A 16,614-nucleotide genomic window follows, 5' to 3' on the forward strand; every position below is an offset into this window, starting at 1 on the left:
GGACAGACATGCCAGAACCGGCGGATCAGAATGCAGGCGCCCCAGCAGAGGATGCAGGGCAGCCGCAACTGCGCCGACGCCGCGACCTTCGTCGTGCCGACGGCTCAGTGGACGATGCCTGGACAGGAACCATGCCAGCAGTAACCCCTTCCCCTTCCAGTTCCAACGGCGCCGGGACGCCAGCTACTCGCCGCACGTCCTGGGCGGCAGCGGCTGCCGCAGCCGATGCCACCAAGCCGTCGCGGGCACCATCACCTGCACCGGCCCCTCCTGCGCCACCCGCCGCGGATCCAATCGCGTCTGTTCCCTCCGCGCCGCCGGTCGATGTTTCAGGTGACGCTGCCCGCGAAGCTGCCGCGCCGCCGTCGGACGCTCCTGCCTTCCGCCGCAGCCGTCCTACCGTGGCGGACACGATCGCCGAAGTCCCCTTGCCGGACTTCATCAGTTCGCCGGGCCTGTTCGTCAAGGAGCAGAAGCCCCGACCCAAGGGTGGCATCCGTGGGGCGCTGTACAACCTGACCGGAGGCGCTTGGAACCTTGGCCCGGGGCCCAAGCAGCGGCAGGAGGACGAGCTGGGGCGCCGGATTTCCAGGCAGCTCCAGGGCAGCTACAACACCGCCATCCTCAGCCTCAAGGGCGGCATCGGCAAGACCTCCACCACCGTGGGCGTGGGCCTGACCCTGGCCGAATACCGCGGCGACGCGCCCTGCGCCATCGACGCCAACCCGGACTCCGGCGATTTGGTGGAGCGCGCCCTGGGTGAGGGCATCTACCAGCAGGCCAGCCCGCGGACTATCACGGACCTGCTGGAGAACATTGAATCCATTGACTCGCTGACGGCGCTTGCCCGGTACATGCACCACGCCGGCCGGCTGCACCTGATTGCGGGGGAGCAGGACCCGGAAGTTTCGGACTCGCTGACGGCCGAGGAGTACCTGCGGATCCGCAAGCTCATCTCCGGCTACTACTCGGTAGCGCTCACCGACTGCGGCACCGGCGTAACCCACAACGCGATGAGCGGCATCCTGCAGTCGGCCGACAACCTGGTGATCGCCGCCGGCTATGCGGTGTCCGGTGCCAAGCGGGCCCGCAGCACCCTGCACTGGCTGGCCAGCCACGGCTACGAGGACCTGGCCCGGAACGCCATTGTGGTGATCACGGACAAGGACGAGGTGTCCTCCCGGGTGGACAAGGACGCGATCGAAGAGCACCTGTCTGGGATCTGCCGCGAACTTATCGCCGTTCCTCACGACCGCGGTGTTGCTGATGGCGATCTGGTGACCCTTGACGTGCTGAAGCCGGAGACCCGGCGGGCGTACAAGGAAATTGCCGCTGCGATCGTGGACGGGTACCGGTAGGCCTTCTACCTTTCTGCGAAAGGTCCCGCGTCGGCGCGAGGTTCTGGGCCCCGGATACGCAGGCGACCCGCCGGCCCTAGGCGGTCCCAGCGTCCCATGTCCGAAACGTGACGGAGCCTATTGGTTGTACGGGCTGACATGACCCCATAATTTTGCCTAGCTGTAGGCAGAAACCTGATGGGGGACCTAAATGAACAATGAGTCGGCGCCGGTATATGTACCGCCGATGGGTGGGGATTCCCAACCGAGCCAGCGGAGGCCCCGGAAATGGCCGTTCGTCCTGGCTATCGTCGTGCTGGCTGTGCTCGTAAGCGTCCTCGGTGCAGCGTACGCTTACAGTACTAACTCCGCGGATAAGTGGCGGGCAAGCTCGGACAAGGCTTCACGTAGTCTTGCCTCAATGACCGCGGAGCGCGACGGCTTGTCGGCGAAAAACGCCTCCCTGACGGATCAGTTGAGGACAGCCAACGGTAAGCTGACCGACACCACGAACCAGCTAAACGACGCGAACGCCCGAATCCGCTCCCTAGCGAACGAGAAAGCGCAACTCGGGGACAGTACTGCATTTCTTGCGGAAGTTGTTGTTACGTCTCAAAACGTCAGCACGGAGATGTCCACCTGCATCCGCGACCTGCAAAAGCTGCAAACCTATCTCGTGAACTACACTGCCTACGAGCAAGCCTCGCTGGTTAGTTTCGTGCAGGGCGTGAATTCAGCATGCAACACTGCGCGGGCAGACAGCGACAGCCTTACACGGACCATCCAGGGCTTGAAATGAGTTTCAGGAGACTGCGCATTGCTTGCGCGGTCGTACTTGCTCTGCTGGTGATATCGGGCTGTGGTCTTGCCCCCGTGCCTCCGCCGCCCTCACCGATTCCCTCGCCAACTGTCGCGCCAATACAGTCGGTAGCCGCGCCAACTGCGCCGACCCCGGCTGGTAGCACGTCCGGATTCAGCACCTATGAGCGTGCTGCGCTGCGGGTTCGCAATGTGGGCTGTGGTGGAGTCTCCAGCGGATCAGGGTTCGCCATCGCAGACCATGTGTTCGTCACTAACCGCCACGTTGTTGGCGGGGCAGCGCTCCTGCAGGTGAGCACGTATGACGGCAGAGATCTCACGGTCAACGCGGTAGGCGCGGCCGTTGTCGCCGATCTTGCTCTGGTCTGGACGAAGGAGTCATTACCGGCCACGCTCCAACTCGCGCTATCAAACCCTCAGGCTGGGTCCGAGGTTACGGCGATTGGATATCCCCTTGGTGGCGAGCTAACCACCACGAACGGGAAGGTTCTGCGATACGGTAGCGACCCTCTAGGTTCGTCACCTCTGCAGATGATGTACAACAGCGCACCTATAGAGCACGGCAGCTCAGGCAGTCCCCTTGTCAACTCCTCAGGGAAGCTCGTGGGAGTTGCGTATGCCGGCGGGGGCGGCCAGTACATTGCGGTGCCGGTAGAGGCTCTCAACCAAGTACTCAAGGATCCTTCGAAGTTCTCGAACGAGGCTGGCTGTGATTAAAGATGGGAACCCAACAGGTCGTAGTCTCAGGAACTGCTGGAAGTGGACGGGTGTCTGCCGTCGTAATACTGAATACTGGAACGCTGCTGCCTCGTAACCTCAAATGAGGAAGCCCCCTGCGATCGGTGTCTAGCAGCACGGCCAGAGAACACAGCGCGCATTCGCAGTTCCTGCCCTTCGGTCTTGGATACTCGAAGCATGGTGATTCACATCAGGCTCAGCAGCCTGACTGCAGCGGAAAACGACGACCCGCTTGGGCGCGCATGGTACGGCTATAACCCGGACGCGACACCGGAGGAACTTTGGGATCACAACCGCGGAGATTACCGCTTGGACGCAGACCGCATCGCAAGTGAACGCTGGGCGGCGCTCAATTACCAAGGCATGGTTGTTCTGGTCGCTGCGTTGGACGACCCGAAGCACCAGGTGTTGACAGGCATGCCGGGGAGACCAAAAAAGGCGCTTCTCGGCCATGTCCTGCGTGCTGGAGATTACGTTCACGACGCCCTAATTGGAACACGCGTCACATACGACAGCAGGAACTCAATCCAGTACGGCCTGGACCCTGTGGCTGAGCGCCCCGACGAAGATCCTCTCGAGGCTTGGGACCGGCCCGGAGCAAGCGGCCAAGGGCTCCAAATGGATGCCGCCGCCCGACGAGCAATCGAGAATGCAGCGCAGGACCGCTTGATGCGCTACTACCGGGAGCGAGGCTGGACCGTCACCGATACGCGACTGAACCGTCCGTACGACGCCGTAGCAGTCAGGGGAACGGAAGTGATTTACCTCGAAGCCAAGGGCACACAGAGTGCAGGACAATCCGTTATCTTGACGCGCAATGAGGTGGACCATGCCCGCAAGCACCCCGGGCAGTGCCGAATAGGCGTGTGGTCAGGCATGCGTTTAATAGACGGGGTGGTGGATTTCGAGGCGGGATCATTCAGGGTTGTTGATCTTGCTCCAGAAGATCGGGACCTCCGTCCGCGAGACTTTGACTGGACTCTTCCCGACAGATTGAGCTGAAGGCACCCGTCGCAACGCGCTCGCAACCGGTGCGTGCCGCCGTCGTCCTTCTCCCGTGTCCAAACCCTCCGCCCTGCTGCCGTTTGTCCCGGGTGCATGGGAACAGCGGAAGTGCAGCCGCAGGCGCCTGCCTGCGGACGACGGCGGCGAAGGAACTGGACATGATGACGTCACACCCGAGCGAACGGCACGAGCCCGAAAACGAATGTGGAGCTGACCCCGTTATTCAGCGGGCCGGGGGAGTCCACCCTCTTTCCGCGCTTCACCATTCCGGACGGGGAGTCGCTGCCGGGCACCGCCTACCAGGTGGTGCACGACGAGGTGATGCTGGACGGCAACTCGCGCCTGAACCTGGCCACGTTCGTGGGGCCCGGATGGAACGGGAAGCCTCGCAGTTGTACGCGGAAGCCTTCGACGAGAACTGCCCGCCTCCCGTCGGGGAAGCGGGCAGTTACTGAAGACAGATTCATGCTTCTACACGAGCAGGCTCTCGGGCACGGCTGACGTGCTGCGCCCTGCAAAGATGCTGCTGTCCAGGTCCGCAACGGATGACTTGCCCACGAACCCCATCGCCCCCTTGAGCTCGTCCTGCAGGATGCCGAACACCCGGTCCACGGCAGGCTCCCCGCCCGTGGCGAGGGCGTAGGCAAACGGGCGCCCGGCCAGTGCCGCCTTGGCGCCCAGTGCCACTGCCTTGACGATGTCGTGGCCGCGCCGGATGCCGCCGTCGAGATAGATCTCCGCCCGGCCGCCGACAGCGTCCGCGATGGAGGGCAGCACATCGATGGTGGCGGGCTGGGAGTCGAACTGCCGGCCGCCGTGGTTGGAGACGAAGATGCCGTCCGCGCCCTCGTCCACGGCCCGGGCCGCGTCCTCGGCGTCCATGATGCCCTTGATCACCAGGTTCCCCTTCCACTCGGACCGGAGCCTGGCGAAGTCCTCCCAGGTGGCACCCGGGTTCTTGTTGGTTGCCATCCAGTTGTTCATCTCGTCCATGCGCAGCGGGCGGCCGTTGATCTGGTAGTTCCCGTAGGTCATTTTCCGGCCGGTGAGCCAGCGCCACAGCCAGGCCGGGCGGGTGGCGGCATTGAAGTAGTCCGCCACCGGAGGGCGCGGCGGCATGGACAGTCCATGGTGAAGGTCCCGTTCCCGCTTGCTCGATGAACCCACGTCACCCGCCACCACCAGGGTCTCCACCCCCACGGCCCGGGCCCGGTTGATGTAGCTGGCGGTTTCCTCCGGATCCTTCCAGAAGGCGATCTGCGCCCACAGGTTGTTGGGGGCCACCTTGGCCACCTCTTCCAGCGAGCAGCCGGCCCACGCGCTGTGGATGAAAATCGACCCCGCCCGCACTGCGGCCCGGGCAACGGCAGGATCCGAACCCGGGTGGAAGATGGTGAGCATGCCCATCGGTGCCACCATCAGCGGCAGCGCCAGGGAATGGCCCAGCACTGTGGTGGACGTGTTCAGTCCCCGGAGGTCCACCATTGACCGTTGGCGAAGCATCAGGGCATCGAACCGGTCCTCGTTGGCGCGCATGGTGGTCTCGTCCAGCGCGCCGCCCTCCAAATAGTCCGAGATCATTTTCGGAAGCTGTTTCCGGGAAGCCTTGCGGTAGTCATCGATGCTGACAATCCATTTGTTTCTCAAGGGTCCTGCTCCAATGTGAAGGTCTAAATTACTTTCGCCAAGAATTGTTTGGTGCGTTCATGCCGGGGGTCGCGCAGGACAGTCCGGGGGTCGCCCTGCTCCACGATGCCGCCCCCGTCCATGAAGATCAGGTGGTCGCCCACTTCCCGCGCGAAGCCGATCTCGTGGGTGACCACGATCATGGTCATCCCGCCGTCAGCGAGCTTGCGCATCACGTCCAGCACCTCGCCCACCAACTCCGGGTCCAGGGCCGATGTTGGCTCGTCGAACAGCATCAGCCGTGGCTCCATGGCCAGTGCCCTGGCGATGGCCACGCGCTGCTGCTGGCCGCCGGACAGGGACGCCGGGTAGGCGTGGACCTTCTCGGAAAGCCCCACCCGCTCCAGGAGGACGCGGGCCCGGTCCTGCACTGCCTTCCGGTTCTCCCTCTTCACCCTGACCGGCGCCTCGCAGATGTTCTCCAGCACCGTCATGTGGGGGAAAAGGTTGAAGCTCTGGAAGACCATGCCGATGTTCTCGCGCATCCTCGCCGCCTCGGCGTTGTTCTGCGCGTGCAGCCGGCCTTTCCTGATCTTCACGCCAACCGGCTGTCCGTCCACAAGGATGTATCCGCCGTCGAGCGTTTCCAGCTGGTTGATGCAGCGAAGGAACGTGGACTTGCCGGATCCGGACGGCCCGATAATGCAGGTCACACTGCCCTTGGGGATGGTGAGGTCGATGCCCTTGAGGACTTCGAGGTCGCCGAAACTCTTGGTGACCCCCTGCGCTTCGATCATCACGTCACTCATGGCCGGGCCTCCTCTGGTGTGGTGCGGGGGTTCGCCGCCTTGGGCTTGCGGGGCCGCCGGGGGATGCGTCCGGAAGTGATTCCGCCCCGGTTGAAGTGCCGTTCAATGAAGAACTGCCCAAGGCTCAGAACGCTGGTCACCAGCAGGTACCACATGCTTGCGGCGATAAGCAGGGGAATGGTTTTGAAGTTGGCGCTGTAGACCAGCTGCGCTGAATAGAGCAGCTCGGGGAAGGCCAGGACGCTCACGAGGGAGGTGGTCTTCAGCATGGAGATGGTCTGGTTGCCCGTTGGCGGGATGATGATCTTCATTGCCTGTGGCAGGACGATCCGGGAAAGTATCGCGAACCGGCGCATGCCCAGGGCCGTGGCCGCTTCCGTCTGTCCACGGTTGACGCTCAGGAGCCCTGCCCGGACGATCTCCGACATGTAGGCACCTTCGTTCAGGCCCAGGCCGAGGATTGCCGCCATGAAGGGGGTGATGAGCACGTTGGCATCCACCGAGAAGAACTCGGGCCCGAACGGCACGCCCACCGCAATCCGTGGGTAGATGGCGGCGATAAAACCCCAGAAGAGCAATTGGACGAAGACCGGCACCCCGCGGAAGAGCCAGACCAGGAACGCGGCGGTCCCGGCCACAATGGCGTTCGGGGCGAGCCTGGCCAGCGCCAGCAGGACGCCGACGACGATTCCCACAGCCATGGAGATGGCCGTGAGTCCCAGCGTCCGCAGAAGGCCCGTGAACAGCCGCTCCGAGGTGAACCAGCCGAAGACCACGTTCCACTCGAACCGCGGATTGGTGACGAGGGAGTAGCCCACCAGGAAGATCGCGAACAAGACGATTGCCGCCGTCAGCCACAACCCTCCGTGGCGCTGGTGCGGACGGCCCAGGAGAAGCTGGCGGTCCAGCGCGTCACCGGCGGGTGCCTTGGCGTCGGGTTCCGTGGCTGTGTTGGCCATGTGGCTACTGCGCTTTGTTGAAGGCGAAGTCAGAGATTGCACCGGTGCCCACGCCCCACTTGTCGAGGATCTCCTTGTACTTGCCGCTCTTCGCGAGAGACTCCATGCCCAGCTGCACCGCCTTTTCCAGGCCCGCGCCCTTCTTGAAGCCGATGCTGACGGGGGAGACGTCCTTTTCGCCGAGCAGTTCGATCTGGCCGCCCTGCTTGATGGCGTAGCCCAGGGTGGGTCCGTCGATGTAGACCGCATCGATGCGTCCGGCCGTCAGTGCGAGATTGGGGGCCTGCATATCGGGGTAGGTCATGGCCTCGATGGCTGGGCTGCCGGTGGCAGTGCACGCCTGGGACAGGGCAGGCAGGCGCTTGAGGTCCTGGAATGAACCCTTCAGCACGCCAACACGCTTCCCGCAGAGTGTGTCCAGCGTGAGGTGCTGCGGGTTGCCCGGAGCCACACCAATGCCGCTGCCTGACTGGTAGTAGTCCACGAAATCAAGCACTTTCATGCGTTCCGTCGAGGGGGACATCTGGGAAATGGCCATGTCGAACTTGCCGGCAGCAATACCGGGGATGATGCCGTCGAAGGGGCCGCTCTTGACCTCCGTCTTCAGGCCCAGCGTCTGGCCCAGGGCCATGGCAATTTCCGGGTCAATACCTTGAATGGTTGTCCCGTCGGCGGCCATGAAGTGCAGGGGAGGCGAGCTCTGGCTCATGGTGACGGTCAGGGTTCCCCTGTCCCGCGCCTCCTTGGGGAGGGCTGCGGCGGCGGCTTCGTCGACTTTGACGGCCTCCGCGGAGCTTGGGCTTTTAGGGGCATCGGACTGGGCTGAGCTGGTCATTTCGGGGTTGGAGCACCCGGAGAGAAGCACGCTCGCCATGGAAACTGCGGCGACGGTCACCAACATCGATCGAAACTGAATCATCTACACGCCTTCGGAAGTGGGGGAGGAGGGGTGGTAGGAGAGCTTCCAACCTTGATGGGCAGCTTGGCTGTGGTATAGATCACTTCGCTGTCCGGTATCATGTACCGTACATCATGCACGATTTTCTGCAAACACCCTTTTCGCCGTGTTTGGTTTGTGACGACGCGCTCGTGGAAGTGGTGTTGCGGCTGCATGCGACAGACCGAAAAATTCACATAGGATTCCGAAATGAACGCCGCTTCGCCTGAAGAAGAAGTCCTGATCCCCGGCAGGCCCATGCTGGTCGACCAGGTGTTCGAGGCCATCCTGTCCCTTTTGCTCGACGACAAGATCTCCACCGGATCGCCGTTGAGCATTGACGGATTGGCCAAGCGCTTTAAAGTTTCTTCGACTCCCGTGCGGGAAGCCCTGGCACGCCTGGAAACCACCGGCATGGTCAGGCGGGAAGCCCTGCGCGGCTACAAGGTAGCGCCGGAGCCCACCGCCAGCGACATCGCGGCGCTTCTGACGTCGCGTCAGATCCTCGAGCCTGCATGCACCAGCATCGCCTGCACCAACTCAACACAGGAGCTGGTGGCGGACCTGGAAGGGTTCCACCGCGACCTTGAGGCGTCACGCCATGGCGGCGACACCTTCGCGGGGTACCGGGCCTACTGGAAGGCCGACGAAAACTTCCACCGGCGGATCGTGGAGGCAACGGACAACGAGTTCCTGCTCCGGGCCTACGGGTCCATCGAGGGAAGCATCCAGCGCTTCAGGCTGATGGTGCACAACGACATGAGCGGTGACCACACGGTGCAGGAGCACCAGGTCATCATTGATGCCTTCAAGGCCGGGGACTGCGCAGCGGCGACGGCTGCGATGAACAACCACATCGAGGGGATCAGGTCCCGCTCGCTGAGCCTGAAGAAATTCGGCCGGCAGTAGGTCTCTCCCGGCCCATTGGTACGGTGCGGCCGGCTCCCTGGTGCGTGCCGCCGTCGTACTCCTGCCGCGCCCAAACCCGCCGCCCCTACTGCCGTTTGCTCCGGGTGCATGAATAATACGGAGTGCTGGGAACAGCGGAAGTGCGGCCGCAGGCGCCTGCCTGCGGACGACGGCGGGCGAAGGAACTGGACATGACGAGGTCACACCGGAGCGAACGGCACGAGCCCGAAACGAGCGTGGAGCTGAACCCGTTGTTCAGCCGGCCGGGGGAGTCCACCCTCTTTCCGCGCTTCACCATTCCGGACGGGGAATCGCTGCCGGGCACCGCCTACCAGGTGGTCCACGACGAGGTGATGCTGGACGGCAACTCGCGCCTGAACCTGGCCACGTTCGTGGGGACGTGGATGGAACGGGAAGCGTCGCAGCTGTACGCGGAAGCGTTCGACAAGAACATGATTGACAAGGACGAATACCCGCAGACCGCGCTGATCGAGACCCGGTGCTGGCGGATGCTCGCGGACCTGTGGAACGCCCCGGACCCGGCGGCGGCCATTGGAACCTCCACCATCGGCTCCTCCGAAGCCTGCATGCTGGCCGGCCTGGCCCTCAAACGCCGGTGGCAGCACCGCCGCCGCGCCGAGGGCAAGCCCACGGACGCGCCGAACATCGTCCTCAGCTCCGCCGTGCAGGTGTGCTGGGAGAAGTTCTGCAACTACTGGGAGGTGGAAGCCCGCTACGTTCCCGTGTCCAGGGAACACCCCACCCTGGACGGCCACGACCTGGACCGCTACGTGGATGAGAACACCATCGGCGTGGCGGCCATCATGGGCGTCACCTACACCGGCGCCTACGAACCCGTGGAGCAGATCTCCGCCGCGCTGGACCGCATCCAGGCCGCCACGGGCCTGGACATCCCCATCCACGTGGACGGCGCCTCCGGGGCCATGGTGGCGCCGTTGCTGCAGTCGAAGTGTGGGACTTCCGTCTCTCCACACCCTTACGACCAAGGTGTTGTCGACAGTGACCAATGACCCTTGGACATGCTGAAGCCGGAAACGCGGGCGGCCGCTAACGGGATTGCGGCTGCGAACGTGGACGCTTACCGGTAAGCCGGTAAGGGTGTTGCAGCTAGCGGTGCGAAACTATAAGGCTCCTAATCCGGACCTCTCCACTTGAGTCCGTCGCCTCTCCGGTATCCGAGCTTGTCTGTAAATACATGCCTGCTTTGAAATAGCATGACGAGCAATTCTTACGGTGCATCGCCTTCAGTTCGTCGTTGTAGTAAACGGCGACACTGCCGTCTCCGGCAACTATTTTCAATGTGAAATAGGTGCCGAGGCTGTAATCCCCGTTGAGGGTGTCCATCTTTCCATCTTGCATCCTCGCGTACAGGTGATTCCCGTCAAGCCGAATAATGAGCACGAACTTGGCCGAATCGTGAATTTGTCCGACGACGACGTCAGGCGTAGAACGCGGAAGAAGTGTCACCGCCTGCTCGACCACCATCTCATGTGTTCCGGTTCTAGTGGACCACTTGGCTTCGACCTGGCCGCGTCCGGTCATTTCCCGGAGTTCTGTGCGTGGAAAGTCCGAGCCCGGTTGTATCGTGCCGGCAGCCGGGGTCCGAAAAACTACATCCGTCTTCCCAGGACCAGTGAACATGAATTGGCTGCTGTAGCTATCTAGTGCCGGTTGCTGGACCTCTAACGGATGCCCCTCGTGGTTCGCCTCGACGGGTACCGACAACTTCCAGTTGCTTAAGTCGAGAATTGACGATGGCTTGTCTGGCTTGGGTTGAGCCGTGCAAGCCGATATAGACAAAAGTAACGCTATGGTAATTGCCAAGGGCCTGAGCATCGGGGTGGTCATAAGTTTTCAACGAGCTTCGGTGACCATAAACGCCGCCCCTGGTGAGCGATTCTTATCCAAGAAAATAATACACCGAATATAAGAAGAACCATCGCCACTCCAAACCAAATAAAAGAGAGGATCTGTATGTTCCACTGGCCACCATTGTCTTGAATCGAGTTGCTGCCGTCAAGATAAGCATTTTCAGAGGCTTTGTTGTTGCGGGTTAGAGAATTACCCGTGAGCACCGTATTCGGGGCATCAGATTTATCAATCCGAATGCCGACTCGATTCTCGTATATGCTATTCCGCAAAAATGTGTTGTCACTCGAGGCCGCAGTGACAAGTCCGTCGCCGATGTTATTGTGAACCGCGCTACTCTCAATGACGTTGTATGTTGATGACTGGTCCATCATGATGCCGTTTTCACCATTTGCGAATGCCGCGGAGTTCTTGATCACACTGTCGGTCACGTGATCGGAAAAAATGATCCCGTGAGCACCATTTCGTTCAGCGATTACATTGTCGATGGTCAGGTTTCGGCTATACGTATGTGGATCAAGACCGTATAAACGATTGTTGCGGAAGATGCAGCTAATGAAGCTCAACCTTTCGGCGCGACTCGTATAAACACCGATGAAGCTGTCTTCAAAAACCGATCCCGTGGCGCTCCCAGTCGATCCGTGTACCCAAGATACGCCGTAGCTTGCATTCCAATCCCAGCCCAAATTCGAAAATATGCTGTTACTAATCGTCATCTTAGCGCCGCCTGTAGCCATAACGAAGGGCTGGTACTGGTTATCACTCCTTTGGCCCGCATTGACCGCCCGGATAGTTACGTCTCTGAATTCAAATGTGCCACCTTGGACGCCGATGAATATGCTGGGCATATCGAGCAACTGCACCTCGCGAACTTGTGGAGAACCAATAGTGAAAGAAGATGGAGAGTAGGCGATCAGCGCAGCTTTGAGTGTATATACGCCGGCGCTACCCTCCTCGATCCATGCAGGATTGTTGACTAGGTCCTTCAGTTGTTTGAGGTCCGTGATGGGGTTGGTGAGTGAGATACTGCTCGTAATGACGCCAGCGGCGGTCAGGACAACCTTGTCCGAATATGTTGAAATTGTTCGCACTTCAGGGTTAGCGGGCAAGGCATTTGCGTTGCTCGAGTTTGGCGGCAAGCCCAGCTCCGCAAGGGCAATCGGATCATATGAATGGATGTAGGGACCGCGCTCAACAATCTCAAACCCCTCATCGTTTTGGGGATAGATAGCAATTGCCAGGGATAGATAAAAACCGATTCCTACTAGCAACACGGAAACGATAATCATCATTCCGATAGCTGCGCGCAGAACGTGATTTGTAGATCGTCCGGCCATGGTATCCGCCGCTAATGATGTCATCATTCCCTAGGCCGTCTTCTGCATTGCCTTGTTAGTTTTCTTGATCATGATGAATCGTTTTGGTCGCCCGCGAAGAACGCTATACGAAATGATGAATACGGGGGCTAAAGCGGTGAGGGGAGTAAGAACTGTCGCTATCAATGTCTGCGTGACGCGGAAGCCCCAGTATCTGAATGGATTTGTGCGAAGGCTCCTATTCGGTTCTCCCCCGGAATTGATCCATCCGGTAAAACCGTAGCTGACAAACCAGGATATCAGTGAAGTCCAGAACACCGTGTGGGCCTGAGGTGGAACTTTTGCTATTCCCATGAGCAGTAATACTGCGCCTGTGGTGGATGCGAATATGGACATAAAACCGAGGGCATACTTAGCGCCTTTGAAAATGGCTGCGCCGCGAGGCATGATCTCACGGTGTCCGATTGCATCGAAGTTCCCCCATGTCCAGCGCCATCTTTGGTTCAAGTTCTCCTTGAATGTCCAGGGAGAGACAAGCTGTATCGCCGCGTGGAAGTAGCCCCAGCTCATTCCGAGATGTGCAGCGTTCGTGCCGAAAACAAGATCATCAGACGCAATAATTGGCCTGTTCCACGTTACGATCTTTTCCGTCTTACCTGTGATGCAAAGTCCCTCACCGTGAACGAACAGAGGCTTCTGTGTCAAGCCCTGAGTGCATGAGCAATAGATGAGGCAGTTTCGTGTGCGGATGTTGTCCAGATGGCTGAGTATTATGTGCCGCATTCCGCCTACTGCATACCATCTGCTAGGTACCGTGATACCTTGGCACAAGTCGTAATCGCCCGCAAATGCGAGTTGGATATATCTTTTTGACGGCAATGTGTCGTCATCGACAAAAAGTATTTTGACGTCATCCCTGTCAAGATTCTCGCGGCTGCGCAGCATGCGCGTGTACTCCAGCGCCCGAGCCTTATCTACGGGTTTGCATTTGAAGGAGAGCGGTACAACTATCACCTTGTCAGCATTGACGTAAGCGGCGGGGTGGTTTGGTTCAATGACAACCCAGATCTGGTGCGGCATAGATAGACCGTAACTGCGGATTGTATTGACGGTTGATTGTACGAGTTCTGGCTCTTTTCCCACCGTTGTGATTTGGATGATCAGTTGCTTGAACTTCTCCGGGGATTTTACGTAGCCAAACTGGGCCCAGGCTGCGCCAAAAATTGCGAGCGTAACTTCGATGAGCGGTACCATAAAAAAGACGAGCAGTACCCATTGGAGTGTGTTGTAGAAGGGGTGGTCCGTCATTTGCATCTCATGCGCCTCCGTATTCGCGATTAATCATTTCTACCGCTTCCAGCAGTGACGTATCTACGCCCAACGATGAGGCAAATTTTTGTAACGCTCGTGTGTCTTTCGGCAGGCAAGCTCCGTCGTAAGGACCGAGGTTCTTCGTGCCGTACCTACTATTCCAGAGCCCCTCGGCGCTTAAGGCGCAGATGCTGAATGCTTCATCAATTTCTGCCTGCTCGAGGCCTATACGGACTCCAAGCGCTCGAAACCAGTTGTAGGTGCTGATCTTTATCGCATTCCCTACGTTACTTACGTACTTTTGGTACTCAGCTGCTTCCAGCGGAAGCCAATGCATTTCTGCGCCGAATTCGGACATAATTCCTGCCGCTGTCTTGTGCGCGCGATCATCTTTCTCAAAGCTGGCGAGTGTCACAACACGTGGATGTAGGAAATCTCGCTGCGCGGAAGCCGCGCGAAGATACTCCGGGTTGTAGGCGATGCCGAAGTTTTCTCCCACCGTCTTTCCGGAGGCTTTTCGGAGTATAGGCGCGAGGATGTTGCGCACGGTTCCGGGTACCATGGTGCAGCGGTAAATGATTACTGGATAACCGCTGTTGAGATGTTGAAGTTTGTGCCCGAGAGACTCTGTCGCCATGATCAGATGCGTTAGGTCGATCCCATCTTCGTTTGTAAGCGCTGTGACTGATACGAACACCGCATCGACGTCTTGCAAGACCATGTCATCCGTGGATATTGCGTTGTAGTTAGCAGAACGGAGATGCTCTACTGTTTCTTTCCTGACGTCCACGAACGTCACCTCGTGGCCATGACTGATCAAACCTAGGCCTGTTGCCTTACCTACGACGCCTGAACCGATCACTAAAATAGCTGCCATGTCGGGGGATCCTTAAGAGGTTTGTTCCTAACTGAACGGGAAGAGGTTCGTTCCTAACTGAACGGGCCCCTTACGTGTTGTCGCTCAGGGGTGCGATACGACCGCATACTGCTGTGGCGGTGCTGCTGTCGTAGAGGGGGTGCCGCTAGAAGAGTTCCCCCAAGGCCCCTATTAGGTCTGTGAGAGTCACACCGAGCGGCAAAATCGGTCTATTTCCCCTGTCGGGTCGTTTTTCTAGTGCCGCGGCTTGACACTTCCGTATTCCCGAGGCCTAAAGAGTAAGTCGACTGTCAGAGGTCTCACCCGGTACGAGGTACTCGCTTTTTGCGCGCCGGCCACTTACCTATGTCTACCTAACGGTTCCTTTTCGGCCGCCCGCCGGGACGACTTTGGGCTGAAACCGATTTCCGGGGCGCGCCCAAGTCGTTCTTGAATCTTGGGTCGGGCTAAGAAATTGGGTACCCCCATACGGCATATTCCCGTGCGGGGGCCGTATGACCTTGATTCCGCCGCCAGGGAACGTTTGGGCTTCGATGGCGGCGATGGGCTATCGAACAACCACTTCTCAAATGCATATGAGAGCTGTCGGGCGGTATGGGGTAATACCTTGGCCCGGGTGGTGTCGCCGGGGCGTCGATGGCGGCCTGGCAGCCAGCTTCCTGGCGTGCAGGGAAGGTTTCCTGGATACGAGCAATCCCGCGTGTGCGAATAGAGGCTCACCAGTCCACCGAATAGGAGAGTGGCATCTCCGATTCCAAAGAAGGGGGCAGGATTTGTTGACACGCACTCGTGCTCTGAGGATCCTCGAGCCTACTTAGTTTATGAGGATTGACACCGCTTCACTCCTACAGCACCGCGTCGATTTCGGCGCATCACGCGCGGGGAGGCATCTGACGCCCAAGCTCTATTGCCTGGGCATCCCCGACTAAATTCCAGCGCTTAGTCTCCGTTCGCCCGCCTTCTACGGGACTGGGCGACAGTCAGCAAAATGCTTGGTGAGCAACAGGAGTCATTTATGAGATCCGACCCACCCCTCCGTGAGCAGGCGCGACGTGGACAACGCCCGGGGGACCGTTCGTGGCGCTTTCATTGCAGCGGCAACGCTGGTCTTGTCCCTGTGCGGGCTGACCGTTCCCGCAGCAGCGGTCACCGCAGGTCCTGCGTGGAAAATTGAAGTCCTCATCTATCCATATACAGACATCACTTATTTGACAGCCGGTGTTTCCCACAGGCTCGTTGGGAGCCTCATGCCCGACGAAGTGACCAACATCAAGACCAGCATGATCGGATTCGTCGACACTGACGTTCCGGCCCTTTCCTCAGGTAAGCAGCACCCCAAGCTGACAGTCAAAACAGTCAACAAACCGCTGGACGCCGCGTCCCTCGTCGCGGATGGGGGAGGCGGCTGGACGCCTGATCCGTGGTCAACGAAAGCAGACCAGGATCCGGGATATAACTCGTATATCGTCTTCTGGCAGTCCTACGGTTGGGACTGGGGCATCAATGCGACAGACAATATCGGGCACTACGGAGGTCTCACATGGAACCTTGGCCCAGCCCCCACCTTTTCCGAGATCACTCTTTCCCAGCTTGACTACGGGGGACACAACGTAATCAAACACGAGTGGGGGCATGCAATAACCGGCTTCTACGACGCTACCGGTATTGCGCCGAAGCCCATGGCTGACAACCATCACCCCGAGTCGTCAGTGAACTGCAAGACGGGCAGGGGGTACGTGCTCTTGGACGAGTCAGCCTCGAACCCCATCCCAAACTCCATCTTCAACAACAATTCAGGTTTTACGCACGACTACTATTCGGGGCTAACAGCGCAGGCGAGCAACCCGAGGCACTGTATTGGAATTACGGCCAAGGCTTGGGCGAGTGGAGGGCCGGTATCAAAGCGGTAGCCGTCCGTATGGATTTAGCCCATTAAAACTCACTCGGCATCGCAGCTGGTAAGGATGCGATACACATCCGGCTTCCCAGGGAATTGATGTTCGTCGCCCATAGTGAACCGCAGCTCCGGTAAATTATTACTTGATCGGGGCTTCGGGCCCTTTGCTGGCTCTTCAGAATTG

At 59.6% G+C, this 16,614-nt stretch carries 14 protein-coding genes and 1 pseudogene; 7 read left to right on the plus strand and 8 right to left on the minus strand.

Features of this window, described 5'->3' with window-relative positions:
- Nucleotides 1–131: 131 nt before the first annotated feature.
- From AC6JAM_RS13410 to AC6JAM_RS13425, 4 genes are all read left to right on the plus strand, one after another.
- Nucleotides 132–1,358 (plus strand): MinD/ParA family ATP-binding protein, encoded by a 1,227-nt coding sequence (locus AC6JAM_RS13410; RefSeq protein ID WP_497934982.1) that lies wholly within the window; start codon nt 132–134, stop codon nt 1,356–1,358.
- Between the two features lie 400 nt (nt 1,359–1,758).
- A complete protein-coding gene (locus AC6JAM_RS13415) occupies nt 1,759–2,136 on the plus strand; it encodes a hypothetical protein (RefSeq protein WP_134164023.1) in 378 nt (125 codons plus the stop codon).
- Complete coding sequence (locus AC6JAM_RS13420; protein ID WP_497934985.1) at nt 2,133–2,873, plus strand: S1 family peptidase; 741 nt, start codon at nt 2,133–2,135, stop codon at nt 2,871–2,873. Before AC6JAM_RS13415 ends, AC6JAM_RS13420 begins: the two co-directional genes overlap by 4 nt.
- Nucleotides 2,874–3,071: 198 nt before the next feature.
- Nucleotides 3,072–3,896 carry a protein NO VEIN domain-containing protein gene (locus tag AC6JAM_RS13425; RefSeq protein WP_497934988.1) on the plus strand — a complete coding sequence of 275 codons (825 nt, stop codon included), beginning with the start codon at nt 3,072–3,074 and terminating at the stop codon, nt 3,894–3,896.
- Nucleotides 3,897–4,370: 474 nt separating this feature from the next.
- Here AC6JAM_RS13425 and AC6JAM_RS13430 read toward each other — a convergent pair whose 3' ends face one another.
- From AC6JAM_RS13430 to AC6JAM_RS13445, 4 genes are read right to left on the minus strand one after another with little or no spacing between them, the layout of a single operon-like run.
- Entirely contained in the window at nt 4,371–5,546 is a 1,176-nt protein-coding gene (locus AC6JAM_RS13430) for an alpha-hydroxy acid oxidase (protein WP_134164020.1), read from the minus strand.
- A 23-nt stretch (nt 5,547–5,569) separates the two neighbouring features.
- On the minus strand, nt 5,570–6,334 hold the full coding sequence (locus AC6JAM_RS13435; protein ID WP_144600897.1) for an amino acid ABC transporter ATP-binding protein: 765 nt from the start codon (nt 6,332–6,334) through the stop codon (nt 5,570–5,572).
- On the minus strand, nt 6,331–7,293 hold the full coding sequence (locus AC6JAM_RS13440; RefSeq protein ID WP_497934992.1) for an amino acid ABC transporter permease: 963 nt from the start codon (nt 7,291–7,293) through the stop codon (nt 6,331–6,333). Before AC6JAM_RS13440 ends, AC6JAM_RS13435 begins: the two co-directional genes overlap by 4 nt.
- A 4-nt stretch (nt 7,294–7,297) precedes the next feature.
- The gene (locus AC6JAM_RS13445; RefSeq protein ID WP_497934994.1) at nt 7,298–8,212 is read right to left on the minus strand and encodes an ABC transporter substrate-binding protein; all 915 of its coding nucleotides are present in this window, start codon (nt 8,210–8,212) and stop codon (nt 7,298–7,300) included.
- A 228-nt stretch (nt 8,213–8,440) separates the two neighbouring features.
- Here AC6JAM_RS13445 and AC6JAM_RS13450 point away from each other — a divergent pair, with 228 nt between their 5' ends.
- On the plus strand, nt 8,441–9,139 hold the full coding sequence (locus AC6JAM_RS13450; protein ID WP_497934998.1) for a GntR family transcriptional regulator: 699 nt from the start codon (nt 8,441–8,443) through the stop codon (nt 9,137–9,139).
- A 191-nt stretch (nt 9,140–9,330) separates the two neighbouring features.
- Nucleotides 9,331–10,127, plus strand: a pseudogene (locus AC6JAM_RS13455) (pyridoxal-dependent decarboxylase); the annotation flags it as partial.
- A 140-nt stretch (nt 10,128–10,267) separates the two neighbouring features.
- Here the strand turns inward: AC6JAM_RS13455 and AC6JAM_RS13460 are convergent.
- Genes AC6JAM_RS13460 through AC6JAM_RS13475 form a run of 4 tightly spaced genes read right to left on the minus strand, consistent with a single transcriptional unit; the run spans nt 10,268 to nt 14,533 of the window.
- Nucleotides 10,268–11,008: a polysaccharide lyase family 7 protein gene (locus tag AC6JAM_RS13460; protein WP_224084072.1), complete on the minus strand. Its 741-nt coding sequence runs from the start codon at nt 11,006–11,008 to the stop codon at nt 10,268–10,270.
- Complete coding sequence (locus AC6JAM_RS13465) at nt 11,005–12,393, minus strand: right-handed parallel beta-helix repeat-containing protein (RefSeq protein WP_224084071.1); 1,389 nt, start codon at nt 12,391–12,393, stop codon at nt 11,005–11,007. Before AC6JAM_RS13465 ends, AC6JAM_RS13460 begins: the two co-directional genes overlap by 4 nt.
- 3 nt (nt 12,394–12,396) lie before the next feature.
- A complete protein-coding gene (locus AC6JAM_RS13470; protein WP_224084070.1) occupies nt 12,397–13,653 on the minus strand; it encodes a glycosyltransferase family 2 protein in 1,257 nt (418 codons plus the stop codon).
- Between the two features lie 7 nt (nt 13,654–13,660).
- A complete protein-coding gene (locus tag AC6JAM_RS13475; protein ID WP_224084069.1) occupies nt 13,661–14,533 on the minus strand; it encodes an NAD(P)-binding domain-containing protein in 873 nt (290 codons plus the stop codon).
- A gap of 1,052 nt (nt 14,534–15,585) precedes the next feature.
- On the opposite strand from AC6JAM_RS13475, the gene AC6JAM_RS13480 reads away from it, so the two are divergent.
- On the plus strand, nt 15,586–16,443 hold the full coding sequence (locus AC6JAM_RS13480; RefSeq protein ID WP_497935002.1) for a hypothetical protein: 858 nt from the start codon (nt 15,586–15,588) through the stop codon (nt 16,441–16,443).
- Nucleotides 16,444–16,614: the final 171 nt, after the last annotated feature.

This window comes from Arthrobacter sp. GmRoot5-12 (assembly GCF_059739365.1).